This is a genomic window from Curtobacterium uvaldense (genome assembly GCF_028307415.1).
GTDB lineage: Bacteria > Actinomycetota > Actinomycetes > Actinomycetales > Microbacteriaceae > Curtobacterium.
On sequence record NZ_JAQMHU010000002.1, the window covers coordinates 51,206 to 65,739 of the forward strand.

Genomic DNA, 14,534 nt, shown 5'->3' on the forward strand with positions numbered 1-14,534 from the left:
GTTCCGCTACCGGGACTCCGCACCACAGGTCGATGGGGAAGTCGCACCTGACGAAGCGGAGGAATCGTGAACGGAACGACGACAGGGGTGCTGTACGTGCACTCCTCACCACGCGCGCTCTGCCCGCACGTCGAATGGGCGGCCGGTCGCGCGATGAGCCGCGCCGTGAACTTCTCGTGGCTCGACCAGCCCGCACTCGACGGCTCCCGCCGGACGGAGTTCACGTGGACGGGCCAGGTCGGCACCGGTGCGGCGATCGCCTCTGCCCTGCGCGGGTGGGAACACCTGCGCTACGAGGTCACCGAGGAACCGACCGCGCAGTCCGACGGCGGGCGGTGGATGCACACGCCCGACCTCGGCGTCTTCTTCGCGCAGACCGACGTGTCCGGCAACATGGTCGTCCCCGAGGACCGTGTGCGCTACGCCATGGAGGTCGCCGGCAGCAACGCCCTCGAACTCCACCGCGAACTCCGTCTCGCCCTCGGGCAGGCCTGGGACGACGAGCTCGAGCCCTTCCGGCACGCCGCCGAGGGCAACCCCGTCGTCTGGCTGCACCGCGTCGGCTGACCCCTCCCGCGCCCTCCGCACCACTCGGACGCCGCCCGCTCCCTCCGGAGTCGGCGGCGTCCGTCGTCCCCGCGTGCGGCACGCCTGTCGTCGAGGAGCTGTGCCCTTGGCCTCGTTCAGGTCGCACGACGTGCCGCCTGCGGACGTCCCGGTCGCAGGACACGCCGTCGTCGCGGAACATGAGCGGCAGGTCCTGGGACCGGAACGGCCCGGGCACCGGCGGCCGATGGACGGGCGGCTCCCCGTGACGGACGGGGGCCCGCCCTGCGGACGCAGGACGGGCCTCCAGGCCGACGACGGGTCGGCGACGACGGATCAGGCCGTGCGGAACGCCACCACGGCGTTGTGCCCGCCGAACCCGAACGAGTTGCTCACCGCGAGCAGGTCACCTGCGGGCAGCTCGCGCGGCGCGGTCGCGACGTCCATCACGATCTCCGGGTCCTGCTCGGTCAGGTTGATCGTCGGCGGCGCGACGCGCTGGTGCAGCGCCATGACCGTGAACGCGGCCTCGATCGCACCCGCACCGCCGAGCAGGTGCCCCGTCGACGCCTTGGTGGCCGAGACGACCACGTTGTCGAGGTGGTCGCCGAAGACGCGGCGCATCGCGTGGTACTCGGCCACGTCGCCGACCGGGGTCGAGGTGGCGTGGGCGTTGACGTGGACGACGTCCTCGCGGGCGGCGTCGGCGTGCTCGAGCGCCGTGATGACCGCGCGGGCGGCGGCGCTGCCCTCGGGGTCCGGCGCGGTGATGTGGAAGGCGTCCGAGGTGATCCCGGCACCGGCGACCTCGGCGTAGATCGTCGCGCCGCGGGCCTCCGCGTGCTCCTTCGACTCGAGGATGAGCGCTGCGGCGCCGTCGCCGAGCACGAAGCCGTCGCGCGTGACGTCGTACGGACGCGAGGCCGTCTCGGGGGAGTCGTTCCGTCGCGAGAGTGCCTGCATCGCGGCGAACGCGGCGAGGGGCAGCGGGTGCAGTGCGGCCTCGGCGCCACCGGTGATGACGATGTCGGCGTCGCCGTCGGCGATGTGGCGGTAGGCCTCGGCCAGCGACTCGGTGGACGAGGCGCAGGCGGAGAGGTACGTGCGGGCACCGCCGCGCGCGCCGAACTCCATCTCGATGGCGGCGGCGGGGCCGTTCGCCATGAGCATCGGGACCGTCATCGGCATGACGCGACGCGGACCCTTCTCGCGCAGGGTGTCCCAGGCGTCGAGGAGCGTGTTGACGCCGCCGATGCCGGTCGCCCAGTCGACGACGAGGCGCTCGGGGACGACGGTCTCGGGGTCGATGCCGGCGTCGGCCCAGGCCTCACGAGCGGCGACGAGCGACAGCTGCGAGGAGGGGTCGAGGCGCTTGGTCTCCGGGCGCGTGAGCTGGTCCGTGAGGAAGCGGCGTGCCTGGCCGGCGAACTCGACGGGGATCTCGAGCGACGAGTAGCGCTCGTCCTCGATGCGGGTGATGCCGGACCCGCCGGCGAGCAGCGCGTCCCAGGTCTCCGGGGCGGTCGCGGCGAGGGGTGTGATCGCACCGATCCCGGTGACGACGACGGTCTTCTTGGTCATGGAACGACGTGTCTTTCGTGTGGACTGGTCGAGCGCCGGTGGACGCCCGTCCGTGTGGTCGAGCGCCGGTGGGCGCCCGTCCGGTGTGGTCGAGCGCCGGTGGGAGCTCCACCGCTGGTGGACGAGGTGAGCGCCGCGGCCCGCGGGATCTGCGCGGTCCGCGGCGCTCAGGAAGCTCGCGTCAGGCCTGGGCCTTCGTGATGTAGTCGACGGCGTCGCCCACGGTCTTGAGGTTCTTGACCTCTTCGTCCGGGATCTTCACGTCGAACTTCTCCTCGGCGTTCACGACGATGGTCATCATCGAGATCGAGTCGATGTCGAGGTCGTCGGTGAACGACTTGTCGGCGGCGACGGTGTCGGTCGCGATGCCGGTCTCGTCGTTGATCAGCTCGGCCAGGCCGGCGAGGACTTCTTCGTTGGACAGGGCCATGGGTGTTCTCCTTGAGGGGGGTGTCGTTTGACCGTGGACCAGCCTAGGGCACGAGTGGTACGGGTGCCCGGAGCCGAGCCGGGATGGGGGACTAGGGGAGGACGACGACCTGCGCGCCGAACACGAGACCGGCACCGAAGCCGATCTGCAGCGCGAGACCGCCGGAGAGCTCGGGGTGCTCCTCGAGCAGGCGGTGCGTGGCGAGCGGGATGCTCGCGGCGGAGGTGTTGCCGGTGGTGGTGATGTCGCGGGCGATCGTCACCGTCTCGGGCAGGCCGAGCTGCTTGGCGAACTCGTCGATGATGCGGATGTTCGCCTGGTGCGGCACGAACGCGGCGAGGTCCTCCGGACGGACGCCAGCGGTCTCGAGCGCCTGCCGCGCGACCTTGACCATCTCCCAGACGGCCCAGCGGAACACCGTCTGACCGGCCTGGCGCATCGTGGGACGCGGGGCTCCGGCGGCCCACTCGTTGTACGTCGCCGTCATGCCGATGGCGTCCCACTTCGAGCCGTCCGAGCCCCAGATCGTCGGGGCGATGCCGGGGAAGTCGCTCGGGCCGACGATCGCGGCACCCGCACCGTCACCGAGCAGGAACGAGATCGAGCGGTCGGTCGGGTCGACGACGTCGCTGAGCTTCTCGGCCCCGACGACCAGCACGTGGTCGGCGAGCCCGGACTTGATGAACGAGTCGGCCTGGGCGATGCCGTACGCGTAGCCGGCGCAGGCCGCGCTGACGTCGTAGGCCGCCGCGGGCGTCGCGCCGATGCGCTCCGCGAGCAACGACGCCATCGACGGCGTCGCCACGGTGTGGGTGACGGTGCTGACGAGCACGACGCCGACCTGCTCGGGCGTGATGCCGGCCTTCTCGATGGCCTCGCGCGCCGCGGCCTCGGCGAGGTCGACCGCCTCGACGTCGGCGCCGGCACGCTTGCGCGTCACGATGCCGGTGCGCTGGCGGATCCACTCGTCGGAGGAGTCGATCGGACCGACGAGGTCCTCGTTCGGCACGACGTGCTCACCGCGGGCGGCACCGAACGCCATGATGCGGGTGTACTCGTGGCCGCGACGCTGCTGCAGCACCGGACGGGAGGCGCGGGGCGCGTCGGTCCCGTCGGCTGCGGGGGACGGCGTGGTGGCGTCGGTCATGCGGTTGCGTCTGCTTCCTCGCCTGCGGGCTGCTCGCCCACCGGCTGATCGTCCGGGACGGCTGCTGCGCGCGCGTCCTGCTCGAGGAGCTCGACGGCGGCGGGCAGGTCGTCGGGGGTCTTGACGGCGACGGTGGGCGTGCCGCGCAGGCCACGCTTGGCCAGCCCGACGAGCGCGCCCGCCGGCGCGAGTTCGATGATGCCGGTGACACCGGCGGCGGAGAAGGACGCCATGACGGCGTCCCAGTGCACGGGGCTCGCGATCTGGCGGACCATCAGGTCGACGAACCGTCGGCCGTCGTCCACGCGCGATCCGTCGGCGTTCGTCCAGATCGGCAGCGTCGGGTCCTGCACCGACGCCCCGGCCGCGACCGGTGCGACCCGGTCGACCGCGGGGGCCATGTACCGCGTGTGGAAGGCGCCGGCGACGGCGAGCGGCACGACCCGGGCGCGAGCCGGCAGATCGGCGGCCAGTGCTGCGACGGCGGCGGCGGGACCGGCGACGACGGTCTGGCCGCCGCCGTTGTGGTTGGCCGGCACGAGCCCGTGCTGCTCGAGGGCTGCGGCGACCGCGTCGGCGTCGCCGCCGAGCACGGCGGCCATCGACGTCGGCTCCAGCGCTGCGGCGTCCGCCATCGCCCGGCCGCGCTCGGCGACCAGCGCGACGGCGTCGGTCGGCTCGAGGATCCCGGCGACACCGGCGGCGGTGAACTCGCCGACCGAGTGTCCGGCGACGCCACCGACCAGGGCACGACGGCCGTCGGCGAGCAGGGCGTCGGCGGTGACGAGCCCGGCAGCCACGATGAGCGGCTGCGCGAGGGCGGTGTCCTTGATGGTGTCCGCGTCGGAGTTCGTGCCGTGCTCGACGAGGTCGACGCCGATCGCCTCGGACCACGCTCCGACGCGGTCACGGACGGCGGAGTCCTCGAGCCAGGGGGCGAGGAAGCCGGGGGTCTGGGAGCCCTGTCCGGGCGCGACGACGACGATCACCGGTCAATCCTCGTCGCCGCGCCGCTGTCGGCCCGTGTGGACATCCGACAGCGATCCGGCGGGGACGTTGTGCGATCCCTACCGTCGGGTCAGCGACGCGGCGGCAGGCGCCGTCGACCGGCGTTCGACTCGGACATCGCGCCGAGGATGAGCGCCGACTGCACGATCAGGGCGTCACGCGCGTGGGTGGCGTCCCACCCGATGACGTCGGCGACGCGGCGGAGCCGGTAGCGCACGGTGTTCGGGTGCACGAACAGCTCGCGCGCCGTCGCCTCGAGCGACCGGCCGGTGTCGAGGTAGCACCAGAGCGTCTGCAGGAGCTCGGTCGACTGGTCCTTGAGGGGGACGTAGATGCGCTGCACCAGTGCCGACCGAGCGAGCGGGTCACCCGCCAGGGCCCGCTCCGGCAGCAGGTCGTCGGCGAGTGCCGGACGGGGAGCACCGCGCCACGCCCGTGCGACGGCGAACCCGGCGAGGGCGCCCTTCGCGCTGGTCGAGGCGTCGACGACCCCGGGGACCTCGTTGCCGAGCACCAGGTGCCCCTCGCCGAACGACGGTTCGAGGGCCTGGGCGATGGCGGTGAAGGACACCGGCTCCTCGCCCTCGGGGACGTCGTCACGCGGGGTGGCCCGCCCGATGACGACCACGAGCCGAGAGCCCTGCACGCCGATGAGCACGTCGGCGTCCATGTGGCGCGCGGTGCGGCGGATCTGGTCGACCTCGAGCTGCTTCGGTGCGTTCCCGACGAGCACCGCGACCTCGCCGTGGCCGTGCCAGCCGAGCGCGGCGATGCGGGAGGGCAGCTCGTCGTCGTACTCGCCCGACAGGATCGAGTCGACGACCAGTGCCTCGAGCCGGGCGTCCCACAGGCCGCGGGCCTCGGCGGCGCGGGCGTAGACGTCGGCCGCTGCGAAGGCGATGTCCCGCGAGTACTTCAGGATCGCTTCCTGGAGCATCTCGTCGTCCTTCGCGCGCTCCTCGACCACGGTCACCACGACGCGGATGAGCTGCAGCGTCTGCTGCAGGCTCACCGAACGCAGGAGCTCACGCGGGGCGGACCCGAAGACGTCGGCGGCGGCGATCCACGGGGTCGACGCGGTGCCCTCGAGCCAGGAGATGAACGAGGTGATCCCCGCCTGGGCGACGAGGCCCACGGCGGACCGGCGCCCCGGGGGCATCTCGCTGTACCACGGCAGGGTGTCCTCGAGCCGCTTGATCGTGGCGGTCGAGAGTTCGCCCGACACCTGCCGGAGCCAGGAGAGCGCGCGTTCGCGGTCCCTCTCCTGGCCCACGGCAGCGTCGGTGCGGGGTGTGCTCACCGGCGGATCAGGCCTCTCCGCCCGCGCTGCCGGTCGTGCCGGCGTTGACGTCGTGCAGGCGGTACTTGTCGATCGCCTGCTGGACGACGGCGTGGTCGACCTTGCCCTGCTTCGCGAGCTGCTGCAGCGTCCGCACCACGACGGACGGACCGTCGATGTGGAAGAAGCGGCGTGCCGCCGGACGGGTGTCCGAGAAGCCGAAGCCGTCGGCACCGAGCGTCGCGTAGTCGGTCGGGACGAACGGACGGATCTGCTCCTGCACGGCGTGCATGAAGTCGCTCACCGCCACGACCGGCCCCTCGGTGCCGAGCAGGCGCTCGGTCACGTACGGGGTGCGCGGCTGCTCGTTCGGGTTGAGGAACGCCTGCTGCTCGGCGTCGAGACCGTCACGGGTGAGCTCGCCCCAGCTCGTGACGCTCCAGACGTCGGCGGACACGCCCCAGTCCTCGGCGAGGAGCTGCTGCGCCTCGAGGATCCACGGCACCGCGACGCCGGACGCGAGCAGCTGGGCCTTCGGGCCGTCGTGCTCGCTCGGCTTGAGCAGGTACATGCCCTTGACGATGCCCTCGACGTCGACGCCCTCGGGCTCGGCGGGCTGCACGAGCGGCTCGTTGTAGACCGTCAGGTAGTACATGACGTTCGGGTCGTCGTGGGACGGCGAGCCGTCCTCGTTCGTCCCGTACATGCGCTCGAGGCCGGACCGGACGATGTGCCCGATCTCGTAGCCGTAGGCCGGGTCGTAGGACACGACCGCCGGGTTCGTCGCCGCGAGGAGCGGCGAGTGACCGTCGGCGTGCTGCAGGCCCTCGCCGGTCAGCGTGGTGCGCCCTGCGGTGGCACCGATCATGAAGCCGCGGACCATCTGGTCACCGGCGGCCCAGATCGCGTCGCCGGTGCGCTGGAACCCGAACTGCGAGTAGAAGACGTAGACCGGGATGAGCGGTTCGCCCTGCGTCGAGTACGAGGACCCGACGGCGGTGAAGGCCGCGAGGGCGCCCGCCTCGTTGATGCCGACGTGGATGATCTGGCCCTGCGGGCTCTCCTTGTAGGCCAGGAGCAGCTCGCGGTCGACCGACGTGTAGTGCTGGCCGTTCGGGTTGTAGATCTTCGCGGTCGGGAAGTACGCGTCCATGCCGAACGTGCGCGCCTCGTCCGGGATGATCGGCACCACGCGGTTGCCGAAGTCCGGGGAGCGGAGCAGGTCCTTCAGCAGGCGGGCGAACGCCATGGTCGTGGCGACCTCCTGCTTGCCGGAGCCCTTCTTCACGACCTGGTACTTCGACTCCTCCGGCAGCGTGAACTGCGTGTACTTCGTCCGACGCTCCGGCACGTACCCGCCGAGCTCGCGGCGACGCTCGTGCATGTACTGGATCGCCTCGTCGTCGTGACCGGGGTGGTAGTACGGCGGGGTGTAGGGGTCCTCGTCGAGCTGTGCGTCGGAGATCGGGATGCGCATCTCGTCGCGGAACTGCTTGAGGTTGTCGAGCGTGAGCTTCTTCATCTGGTGGGTCGCGTTGCGCCCCTCGAAGCTCGGGCCGAGGCCGTAGCCCTTGACCGTCTTCGCCAGGATGACCGTCGGCTGGCCCTCGTGCTCGGTCGCGGCCTTGAACGCGGCGTAGACCTTGCGGTAGTCGTGCCCGCCGCGCTTGAGGTTCCAGATCTGGTCGTCCGTGTAGCCCTCGACGAGCTCGAGCGCCTTCGGGTCGCGCCCGAAGAAGTTCTCGCGGACGTAGGCGCCGTTCTCGGCCTTGTAGGTCTGGTAGTCGCCGTCCGGCGTCGCGTTCATCAGGTTGAGGAGCGCGCCCTCGGTGTCGCGGGCGAGCAGGTCGTCCCACTCGCGGCCCCAGACGACCTTGATGACGTTCCAGCCCGCGCCGCGGAAGAACGCCTCGAGCTCCTGGATGATCTTGCCGTTGCCGCGGACGGGTCCGTCGAGGCGCTGGAGGTTGCAGTTGATGACGAAGTTCAGGTTGTCGAGCCCGTCGTTCGCCGCGACCTGCAGCTGCCCGCGCGACTCGACCTCGTCCATCTCGCCGTCGCCGAGGAACGCCCAGACCTGCTGGTCGGAGGCGTCCTTGATGCCGCGGTTGGACAGGTACTTGGCCTGCTGGGCCTGGTAGATCGCGTTGATCGGGCCGATGCCCATCGACACGGTCGGGAACTGCCAGAAGTGCGGCATGAGGCGCGGGTGCGGGTAGGACGACAGTCCACCGCCCGCGTGCGACTTCTCCTGGCGGAAGCCGTCGAGCTGGTCCTCGCTGAGGCGGCCCTCCATGTAGGCGCGGGCGTACATGCCGGGGGAGGCGTGGCCCTGGAAGAAGACCTGGTCACCGCCGGACGGGTGGTCCTGCGCGCGGAAGAAGTGGTTGTAGCCGACCTCGTACATCGCGGCGCTCGACGCGTACGTCGAGATGTGCCCACCGACCGCGACGCCGGGGCGCTGGGCGCGGTGCACCGTGATCGCGGCGTTCCACCGGATCCACCGGCGGTAGCGGCGCTCGAGTTCCTCGTCACCGGGGAACTCCGGCTCGTCCTCGGGCGCGATCGTGTTGACGTAGTCGGTCGTCGGGACCATCGGCACGCCGAGGTGCAGCTCGTTCGAGCGCTTCAGCAGGCTCTGCATGATCTCGCGGGCCCGCTGGTGGCCGTGCGTCGCGACGAGTCCGTCGAGCGACTCACGCCACTCTGCGGTCTCCTCCGGGTCCTGGTCGGTCCCTGCGGTGCTGCGCGGGTCCTGGTCGTTCACCGTCACCCTTGACCTCGTTCGTTCTCGTGGTGGTGGACATGGGGGCCACCGATGGTCGGGTCACGACCGGTCGGAGCCCACACCACCTTAGGCCCCACGACCGACGCCTTCGCTGATGGTGTCGTGCAGGTGGTACTTGCGTCCTGGTGCGGTCGGCGTACGATTGCCGATCGTGCACGGACGACCCGCACGTGCGCACGCGACACGGGCACACCCCACGCCCGAGGAAGAAGCAGCGCACCGATGGCCCTGGAGATCGGCTCCCTCGCGCCGGACTTCGAGCTCCCGAACCAGTTCGGCGAGCACGTCCGCCTCAGCGACTTCCGTGGCGTCCGCCCGGTCGCCCTCGTCTTCTTCCCGCTGGCGTTCTCGTCCGGCTGCACGAACGAGCTCTGCACCCTGCAGGACAACATCGCGATGTTCGAGGACCAGCGGGTCGAGCTGATCGGCATCTCCGTCGACTCGAAGGCCACGCTCCGCTCGTTCGCCGAGACGCACGGCTACGACTTCGAGCTGCTCGCCGACTTCTGGCCGCACGGCGCGGTGTCGAAGGAGTACGGCGTGTTCCTCGACAAGAAGGGCTTCGCGACCCGCGCGACGTTCGTCATCGACGTGCACGGTCGCATCAAGGCGTCGATCATCACCGAGCCCGGGCTGCAGCGCGACGTCGCCGAGTACCGCGAGGCGCTCGACCGTCTCGCCGCGTGCACCGCGCCGGTCCCGGTCGCCTGACCGTCCCCGCGAGCCCCTACGCACCCTGGCCGGTGACCGACGCGGCCGCCGCGTGGTCGCTCCGGAGCACCACGGTGCCCACCAGGAGCGGGCCCGTGGTGGTGCACCACCGTCCCGGTGCCGACCCGGTGCTGCTGCTCCACGGCGTGGCGGGGTCGTGGACGACCTGGACGCCGTTGCTGGCCGCCGCCGGTGGTGTCGGCGCGCGGGGTCTCGTGCTCGTCGACCTGCCCGGGTGGGGGTCCTCGCCGGCGCCCGAGGGGCCGTTCACCGTGGACGACGGCGTCCGCGTGCTGCTGGAGGTCCTCGACGCCCTCGCCGTGGGGTCGGTCGACGTCGTCGGGCACTCGATGGGCGCGTTCGTCGCGCTCCACCTCGCCGTGGTCGCTCCCGAGCGCGTCGGGTCGCTCGGGCTCGTGTCGGGCACGACGATCGCGACCGTGCGGGCCTCCGGCCGACCCTGGCGTGCGCTCGCGTCCCTCCCCGCGTTCACGCTGCTGCGGGCCGGGCTCCTCGTGACGGGTCGTCGGGCGAGGGCGATCCTCCGTGGCACCGCCCGCGTCGGACTCCTGCCGCTCGTCGCCGCACCCGTGTTCGCGCACGTCCGTCGACTGGACCCGAGTGTCCTCGACGCCTTCGTCGACGAGTTCCGGCCCGAGCGCTTCACGGCTGCCGCCCGGGACGCCGCCGGCTACGACGTCGACCGCTGGCGCTCGGTCGGCTGCCCGGTGACTGCGGTGCTCGGCCGCGGGGACGTCTTCGCCCGGGTGTCCGACCTCGACGACCTGCGCGGCCTGGTGCCGGGAGCCCGGACGGCCGTGCTCGACGACTGCGGGCACTTCGCACACGTCGAGCACCCCGGTGCCGTGGCGGCGTTCCTCGGACTCACCTCCGCACCGGCCTGACGGGTCGGGCCGTTCCGCAGCGGTCGTCCGACGGCGCCGCGCCCCCAGCGCGGCCGTGCGAGCGCGGCCCTGCTCAGCCCGCCACTGCCCAGGCGGGGAACGTCTCCGCGATGCGGGACCGCACCTCGGTCACCACCGCGCGTCGCATCGCCGGCGAGAACAGCGCGTGGTCGCCGTCCGGGACCTCCACGACCGAGACCTTCGCACCCCAGCGGCGGACGGCGCGACGGCCGCCGTACCGCTCGAAGCGTTCGATGTCCTCCGGCGCCGCGACCACGACGACGTCAGTGCCGTGCTCGACGATCGGGCCGAGGTGGCCGACGACGCCACCGAGCGCCCCGCGGCGGGCGATCGCGTCGCGGACCCGCGCCGGGACGAGGCGGTTGTAGGGAGCGCGGAGCGCGCGACGGAGCCGGGATGCGTCGGCCACCGCCTGCGCGGACCCGGCGTACGAGCCCGGAGCTGCGGGCGTGCGGCGGTAGTCGTTCGGACTGATCTCCACCACGAGCCGCGGGTGCTCGTCGACCGCGCGGCCGGCGAGCCACGCACCGGCGCACATGCCGACGATGGCGAGCCGCTCGGAGGGGACCCGCAACGCCGCGACCACCTCGTGCTGGTCGTCGACCCACTCCTGCGCGAACAGGAAGGCGTCCTCGTCGGCGCGCACGTCCGAGCTCTCCCCGGTACCCCGCCGGTCGACGCGCACGACGCGGGCGCCGTCACGGGCCAGCGTCCGCGCGAGGGCGACCTGGTAGTCGACGGCGCCGGTCCGGTGCTCGGCGCCGCCGTTGTGGAGCAGCACCACCGGGGCGTCCTCGTCCTGGGCGGAGGACACGGTCTCGACGGCGAAGAGCCCGTCCGGGCCGATGCGGAGCACCCGCTCGGACACGCGGTCGTCGACGTCCAGCACCTCGTCGAGCGCGGGCGGGGTCGTCGGAGCAGCGGTGGCGGGTGCCCAGGCGTCCAGCCGACCGACCACGGCGTCGACGGCGTCCGCCGGGATCCGGGCGTCGATGCTCGTGCCGTCGAGGAGCTCGGCGGTGCCGTCCACCTCGAGGACCTCGACCGGGCCGAGTCCGCGCGGCGGGACGGCACCAGGGCGGACGACGGCGACCGTCGTCGCGGAGCGTGGCGCGTACGCCAGGGCGCCGACGACGGCGGTCTCGGCGGGTCCGAGGTCGATGCCCACGAGCGACTCGACCCCGTCCACGATCCGGTCGGGGCCGATCGTGATCGTCGCGAGCGCCCGCTGCCGTCGCAGCCAGGCACGTCCGGACGCCGGGGCGTCCCAGACGACCAGGGCGTCGTCGTCACCGACGGCGGCGGCCGCGACCAGGGCTGCCGAGGCGAGACCCACGAACGCGATGCGCTCGACCCCCGACCGGCGCAGCACCGCCGCGGCGGCGCGAGCGGACCGCACCTGCGCGTCGGGGTCGCCGTCGTCCGCGGAGTCCCCACGTCCGGACGGGTCGTAGCGCACCGAGGCCACGCCACGGGCCTCCAGGCCGTCCGCCAGCAGCCGCAGCGTGCGGTAGGCGATGACGCCCTCCTGCCCGAGCGGCGGGCAGAGGACCACGCCGGCGCGTGCGGTCGGCGGGAGCTGCACGGCGAGGCGCAGCGCGGGCGACCCCGACCAGCCGTGGTGGGTGGTCACAGCGCCAGGGCGGCGCGGACGTCGGTCGTCCAGCGGTCCGGGTCGGTGCCGTGCGCGGCGAACAGGGCGATCGTGATGCGCTCGAGGCCGAACGCGGTGCAGGCGCTGTGGGCCACCTCGCCGTCGGCGGTGCGGAGACCGAACGACGTGCCGAAGTGGTCCTCGTGCAGGTTCGCCGACGAGATCGCCGTCGCCTCGTGCTCGGGCCCGTACACGGGGGTGACGAACTCGTACTTCAGCGACTGCTCGACCTGGTTCCGGGCGAGCATCTGGCCGACACGACCGAAGAACGGGTCGTTCGCCGGGACGACGTCGATCGCCAGGCCGAAGGACTCGAGCAGGGCGCGCATGCCCGGGGTGCGGCCGTCGCGGTGCGCCTTCGCCGACTCGGGGGTGCCGACGTGCACGAACTCGTGCATGTGGAAGGCCTGCAGGCGCATCGGGTCGAGCGAGGGCTCGCGGCGGAACGAGTCGCCGACGATGTCGAACGTCCGACCACCGGCCGGCACCGTGTCGCCGATCAGCCCGTACAGCGGGTGGCAGACGGCCGGGGTCAGCATGAGGTCGGCGGGCTCGAGGAACGACTCCCAGCGCTCGCCGCGACCCCGGGCGGCCAGCAGTGCGCGGTGCGTCCGGTCGTCGCCGGTGAAGCCGGAGATCGACGCGGCGAGGTCCGGGAACGACGCGATGTAGTCCGTCCGCTCGAACGCGGCGAGCGGCTCGACCGGCGGGAAGCGCAGGACCTCGGCGTCGAGGTCGGCCTGGCTCCGCACGACGGCGGCGTCGACCGCGCCGTACACGCGCTCGAAGACGCCGGTGCGGCCGTAGAGCCCGGGGGAGCCGAGGTCGACGAGGACCCGGTCGGTGAGCAGACGTCCGCGCAGGTCGGCGCGCGCGGCGTCGAGGTCGGACGTGGTGGTGTGGTCGGTGATGGTCACAGGAGTGCTCCGCTCATGAGTGCCAGTGCGGCGTCGTTCTGCAGGAGCCGGTCGTTGCTCACCATGACGGCGGCTCCGTGGGCGTCCCGGAGGTGTCGGGCGATGCTCAGCGGCCCGGTCGCGGCGAACCCGGCGATGCCGACGATGCGCATCGCGGTCGTCACGATGTCGACGACCCGCTCCGATGCGGCGATCTTCAGGGCGTTGGCGGCGAGTGCGTACGCGGGGGAGCCGAGCACCGTCGCGTCGTCGGCGGACCGGTCGAAGCGCTCCGCGGCGTGGCGGACCGCGTCCGCGAGGGTCTGCAGCTCCACCAGGAGCTCGGCGAGCCGGAGGGCTCCCGGCGGGGTCGTCCCGACCGCGGCCCGCGCCTGCTTCCGCACGGCCTGCCGGGCGCGTTCGGCGGCGCCGGCGGCGATGCCGGTCCAGACCGACGCCCACAGCACGTGCGAGACCGGCAGGCCCGTCTGCGCCGAGATCGTCGCGTAGTCGTCGCGGAGCACCCGGTCCTCGTGGGTGTCGGCGTCGAGCACCCAGCCGTTGCTGCAGGTGCCGCGGAGACCGAGGGTGTCCCAGGTCGAGGTCTGCGTGAGGGTCGTGTCCTCGGGCAGGCAGACGACGAGACGCTGGTCCGAGGGCGCGGCGTCGGGGTCGCGACGGGCGGTGACGAACACCGCGTCGGCCTCGGTCGCGTAGGAGATGACGGGCGCCTCCTTGTGCAGGTGGATGCGACCAGCGGTGGAGACCTCGATGGCGCAGGTGCTCCGGCGCGCGTCGCCACCGATGCCCTTCTCGGTCGTCGAGGACGCCACGAGCGCTCCGGCCAGGACGGCCTCGGTCATCGCGGTGACACCGAGGCCGACGCCGCCGTGCCGCCAGAGCGCCATCGCCTGTCCGTGGTGCATCGCGAAGACCATCCCGGTCGCGGCGCACGCCCGCCCGAGGGCCGTGGCGATCGTCGAGAGCTCGGCGAGGGTGGCTCCCTCGCCACCGAGTGCGGTCGGGACGGCGGCCGCCAGGAGGCCGTGCTCCTTCATCGCCGCGATCGCCTCGCGGGGCGGACGGGCGTCGCGGTCGACCTCGTCGGCGTGCCGGGCGGCGACCTCGGCGACGAGTGCGGCGCGGAGGGCGAAGCGGTCGACGGGCGTGGTCGCTCCGGTCGTGTCCGGGCCGACGGGGACCGACGGGTCGTCCAGGACGGGGGTGCTCACGCTGCTGCCTCCGCGGCGGCCGCGATCGACTCGATCGTGGCGAAGGTCGAGCGGTGCAGCACGGCGTCGGGGAACTCCACGTCGAGCTCGTTCTCCACCGCGAGCATCACGTTCACGGTGGCGTGCGAGGTCAGGCCGAGCGCGTACAGGTCGGCGATCGAGGCGATGTCGGACGCGTCGACGGTGAGGTGTCCGTGGTCGGCGAGGGCCCGTCGGACGGCCTGCTCGGCGCCGGGCGCGGCGAGGGCGACGGGGGCGGGTGCGGAGGTCGGGTCCTGGTGCATGCGAGCAACGATAGGGAGCATGCGGGCCCGGAAAACCGCCGTGCACGTGCGT

The 14,534-nt window shown here is 72.7% G+C and carries 13 protein-coding genes; 3 read left to right on the forward strand and 10 right to left on the reverse strand.

The annotated features are described in order from the left end of the window. The first annotated feature begins 87 nt into the window (after nt 1-87). A complete protein-coding gene (locus tag PIJ49_RS01805) occupies nt 88-567 on the forward strand; it encodes a DUF3145 domain-containing protein (protein ID WP_081984811.1) in 480 nt (159 codons plus the stop codon). 315 nt (nt 568-882) lie between these two features. Here the strand turns inward: PIJ49_RS01805 and PIJ49_RS01810 are convergent, their stop codons facing one another. The 6 genes from PIJ49_RS01810 to aceE all read right to left on the reverse strand — a co-directional run bounded on the left by PIJ49_RS01810 (nt 883) and on the right by aceE (nt 8,764). After that, nucleotides 883-2,127 carry a beta-ketoacyl-[acyl-carrier-protein] synthase family protein gene (locus PIJ49_RS01810; RefSeq protein WP_066653928.1) on the reverse strand — a complete coding sequence of 415 codons (1,245 nt, stop codon included), beginning with the start codon at nt 2,125-2,127 and terminating at the stop codon, nt 883-885. Nucleotides 2,128-2,308: 181 nt separating this feature from the next. Beyond that, entirely contained in the window at nt 2,309-2,557 is a 249-nt protein-coding gene (locus tag PIJ49_RS01815) for an acyl carrier protein (protein WP_058729431.1), read from the reverse strand. Between the two features lie 91 nt (nt 2,558-2,648). Next, a complete protein-coding gene (locus PIJ49_RS01820; RefSeq protein WP_200884140.1) occupies nt 2,649-3,704 on the reverse strand; it encodes a beta-ketoacyl-ACP synthase III in 1,056 nt (351 codons plus the stop codon). Further along, complete coding sequence (locus tag PIJ49_RS01825) at nt 3,701-4,693, reverse strand: ACP S-malonyltransferase (protein ID WP_271825407.1); 993 nt, start codon at nt 4,691-4,693, stop codon at nt 3,701-3,703. The genes PIJ49_RS01820 and PIJ49_RS01825 overlap by 4 nt, the downstream gene beginning before the upstream one ends. An 89-nt stretch (nt 4,694-4,782) precedes the next feature. Further along, nucleotides 4,783-6,012 carry a PucR family transcriptional regulator gene (locus PIJ49_RS01830; protein ID WP_066653930.1) on the reverse strand — a complete coding sequence of 410 codons (1,230 nt, stop codon included), beginning with the start codon at nt 6,010-6,012 and terminating at the stop codon, nt 4,783-4,785. Nucleotides 6,013-6,019: 7 nt separating this feature from the next. Then, the gene (aceE, locus tag PIJ49_RS01835; RefSeq protein ID WP_271825409.1) at nt 6,020-8,764 is read right to left on the reverse strand and encodes a pyruvate dehydrogenase (acetyl-transferring), homodimeric type; all 2,745 of its coding nucleotides are present in this window, start codon (nt 8,762-8,764) and stop codon (nt 6,020-6,022) included. A 237-nt stretch (nt 8,765-9,001) separates the two neighbouring features. Between aceE and PIJ49_RS01840 the strand changes: the two genes are divergently transcribed. Together PIJ49_RS01840 and PIJ49_RS01845 are read left to right on the forward strand one after the other, a co-directional pair. Beyond that, a complete protein-coding gene (locus tag PIJ49_RS01840) occupies nt 9,002-9,490 on the forward strand; it encodes a peroxiredoxin (RefSeq protein ID WP_066653934.1) in 489 nt (162 codons plus the stop codon). 32 nt (nt 9,491-9,522) lie between these two features. Next, nucleotides 9,523-10,395, forward strand: a complete 873-nt coding sequence (locus PIJ49_RS01845) for an alpha/beta fold hydrolase (RefSeq protein WP_271825411.1) — start codon at nt 9,523-9,525, stop codon at nt 10,393-10,395. Nucleotides 10,396-10,468: 73 nt separating this feature from the next. Here PIJ49_RS01845 and PIJ49_RS01850 read toward each other — a convergent pair whose 3' ends face one another. The 4 genes from PIJ49_RS01850 to PIJ49_RS01865 are packed head-to-tail and all read right to left on the reverse strand — an operon-like array spanning nt 10,469 to nt 14,482. After that, the gene (locus tag PIJ49_RS01850) at nt 10,469-12,049 is read right to left on the reverse strand and encodes an alpha/beta hydrolase (protein ID WP_271825414.1); all 1,581 of its coding nucleotides are present in this window, start codon (nt 12,047-12,049) and stop codon (nt 10,469-10,471) included. Next, on the reverse strand, nt 12,046-12,987 hold the full coding sequence (locus tag PIJ49_RS01855; RefSeq protein ID WP_209682971.1) for an amino acid--[acyl-carrier-protein] ligase: 942 nt from the start codon (nt 12,985-12,987) through the stop codon (nt 12,046-12,048). Before PIJ49_RS01855 ends, PIJ49_RS01850 begins: the two co-directional genes overlap by 4 nt. Continuing rightward, a complete protein-coding gene (locus tag PIJ49_RS01860) occupies nt 12,984-14,198 on the reverse strand; it encodes an acyl-CoA dehydrogenase family protein (protein ID WP_271825415.1) in 1,215 nt (404 codons plus the stop codon). The genes PIJ49_RS01855 and PIJ49_RS01860 overlap by 4 nt, the downstream gene beginning before the upstream one ends. Continuing rightward, a complete protein-coding gene (locus PIJ49_RS01865; RefSeq protein ID WP_209682965.1) occupies nt 14,195-14,482 on the reverse strand; it encodes an acyl carrier protein in 288 nt (95 codons plus the stop codon). The genes PIJ49_RS01860 and PIJ49_RS01865 overlap by 4 nt, the downstream gene beginning before the upstream one ends. Between the last annotated feature and the right edge of the window lie 52 nt (nt 14,483-14,534).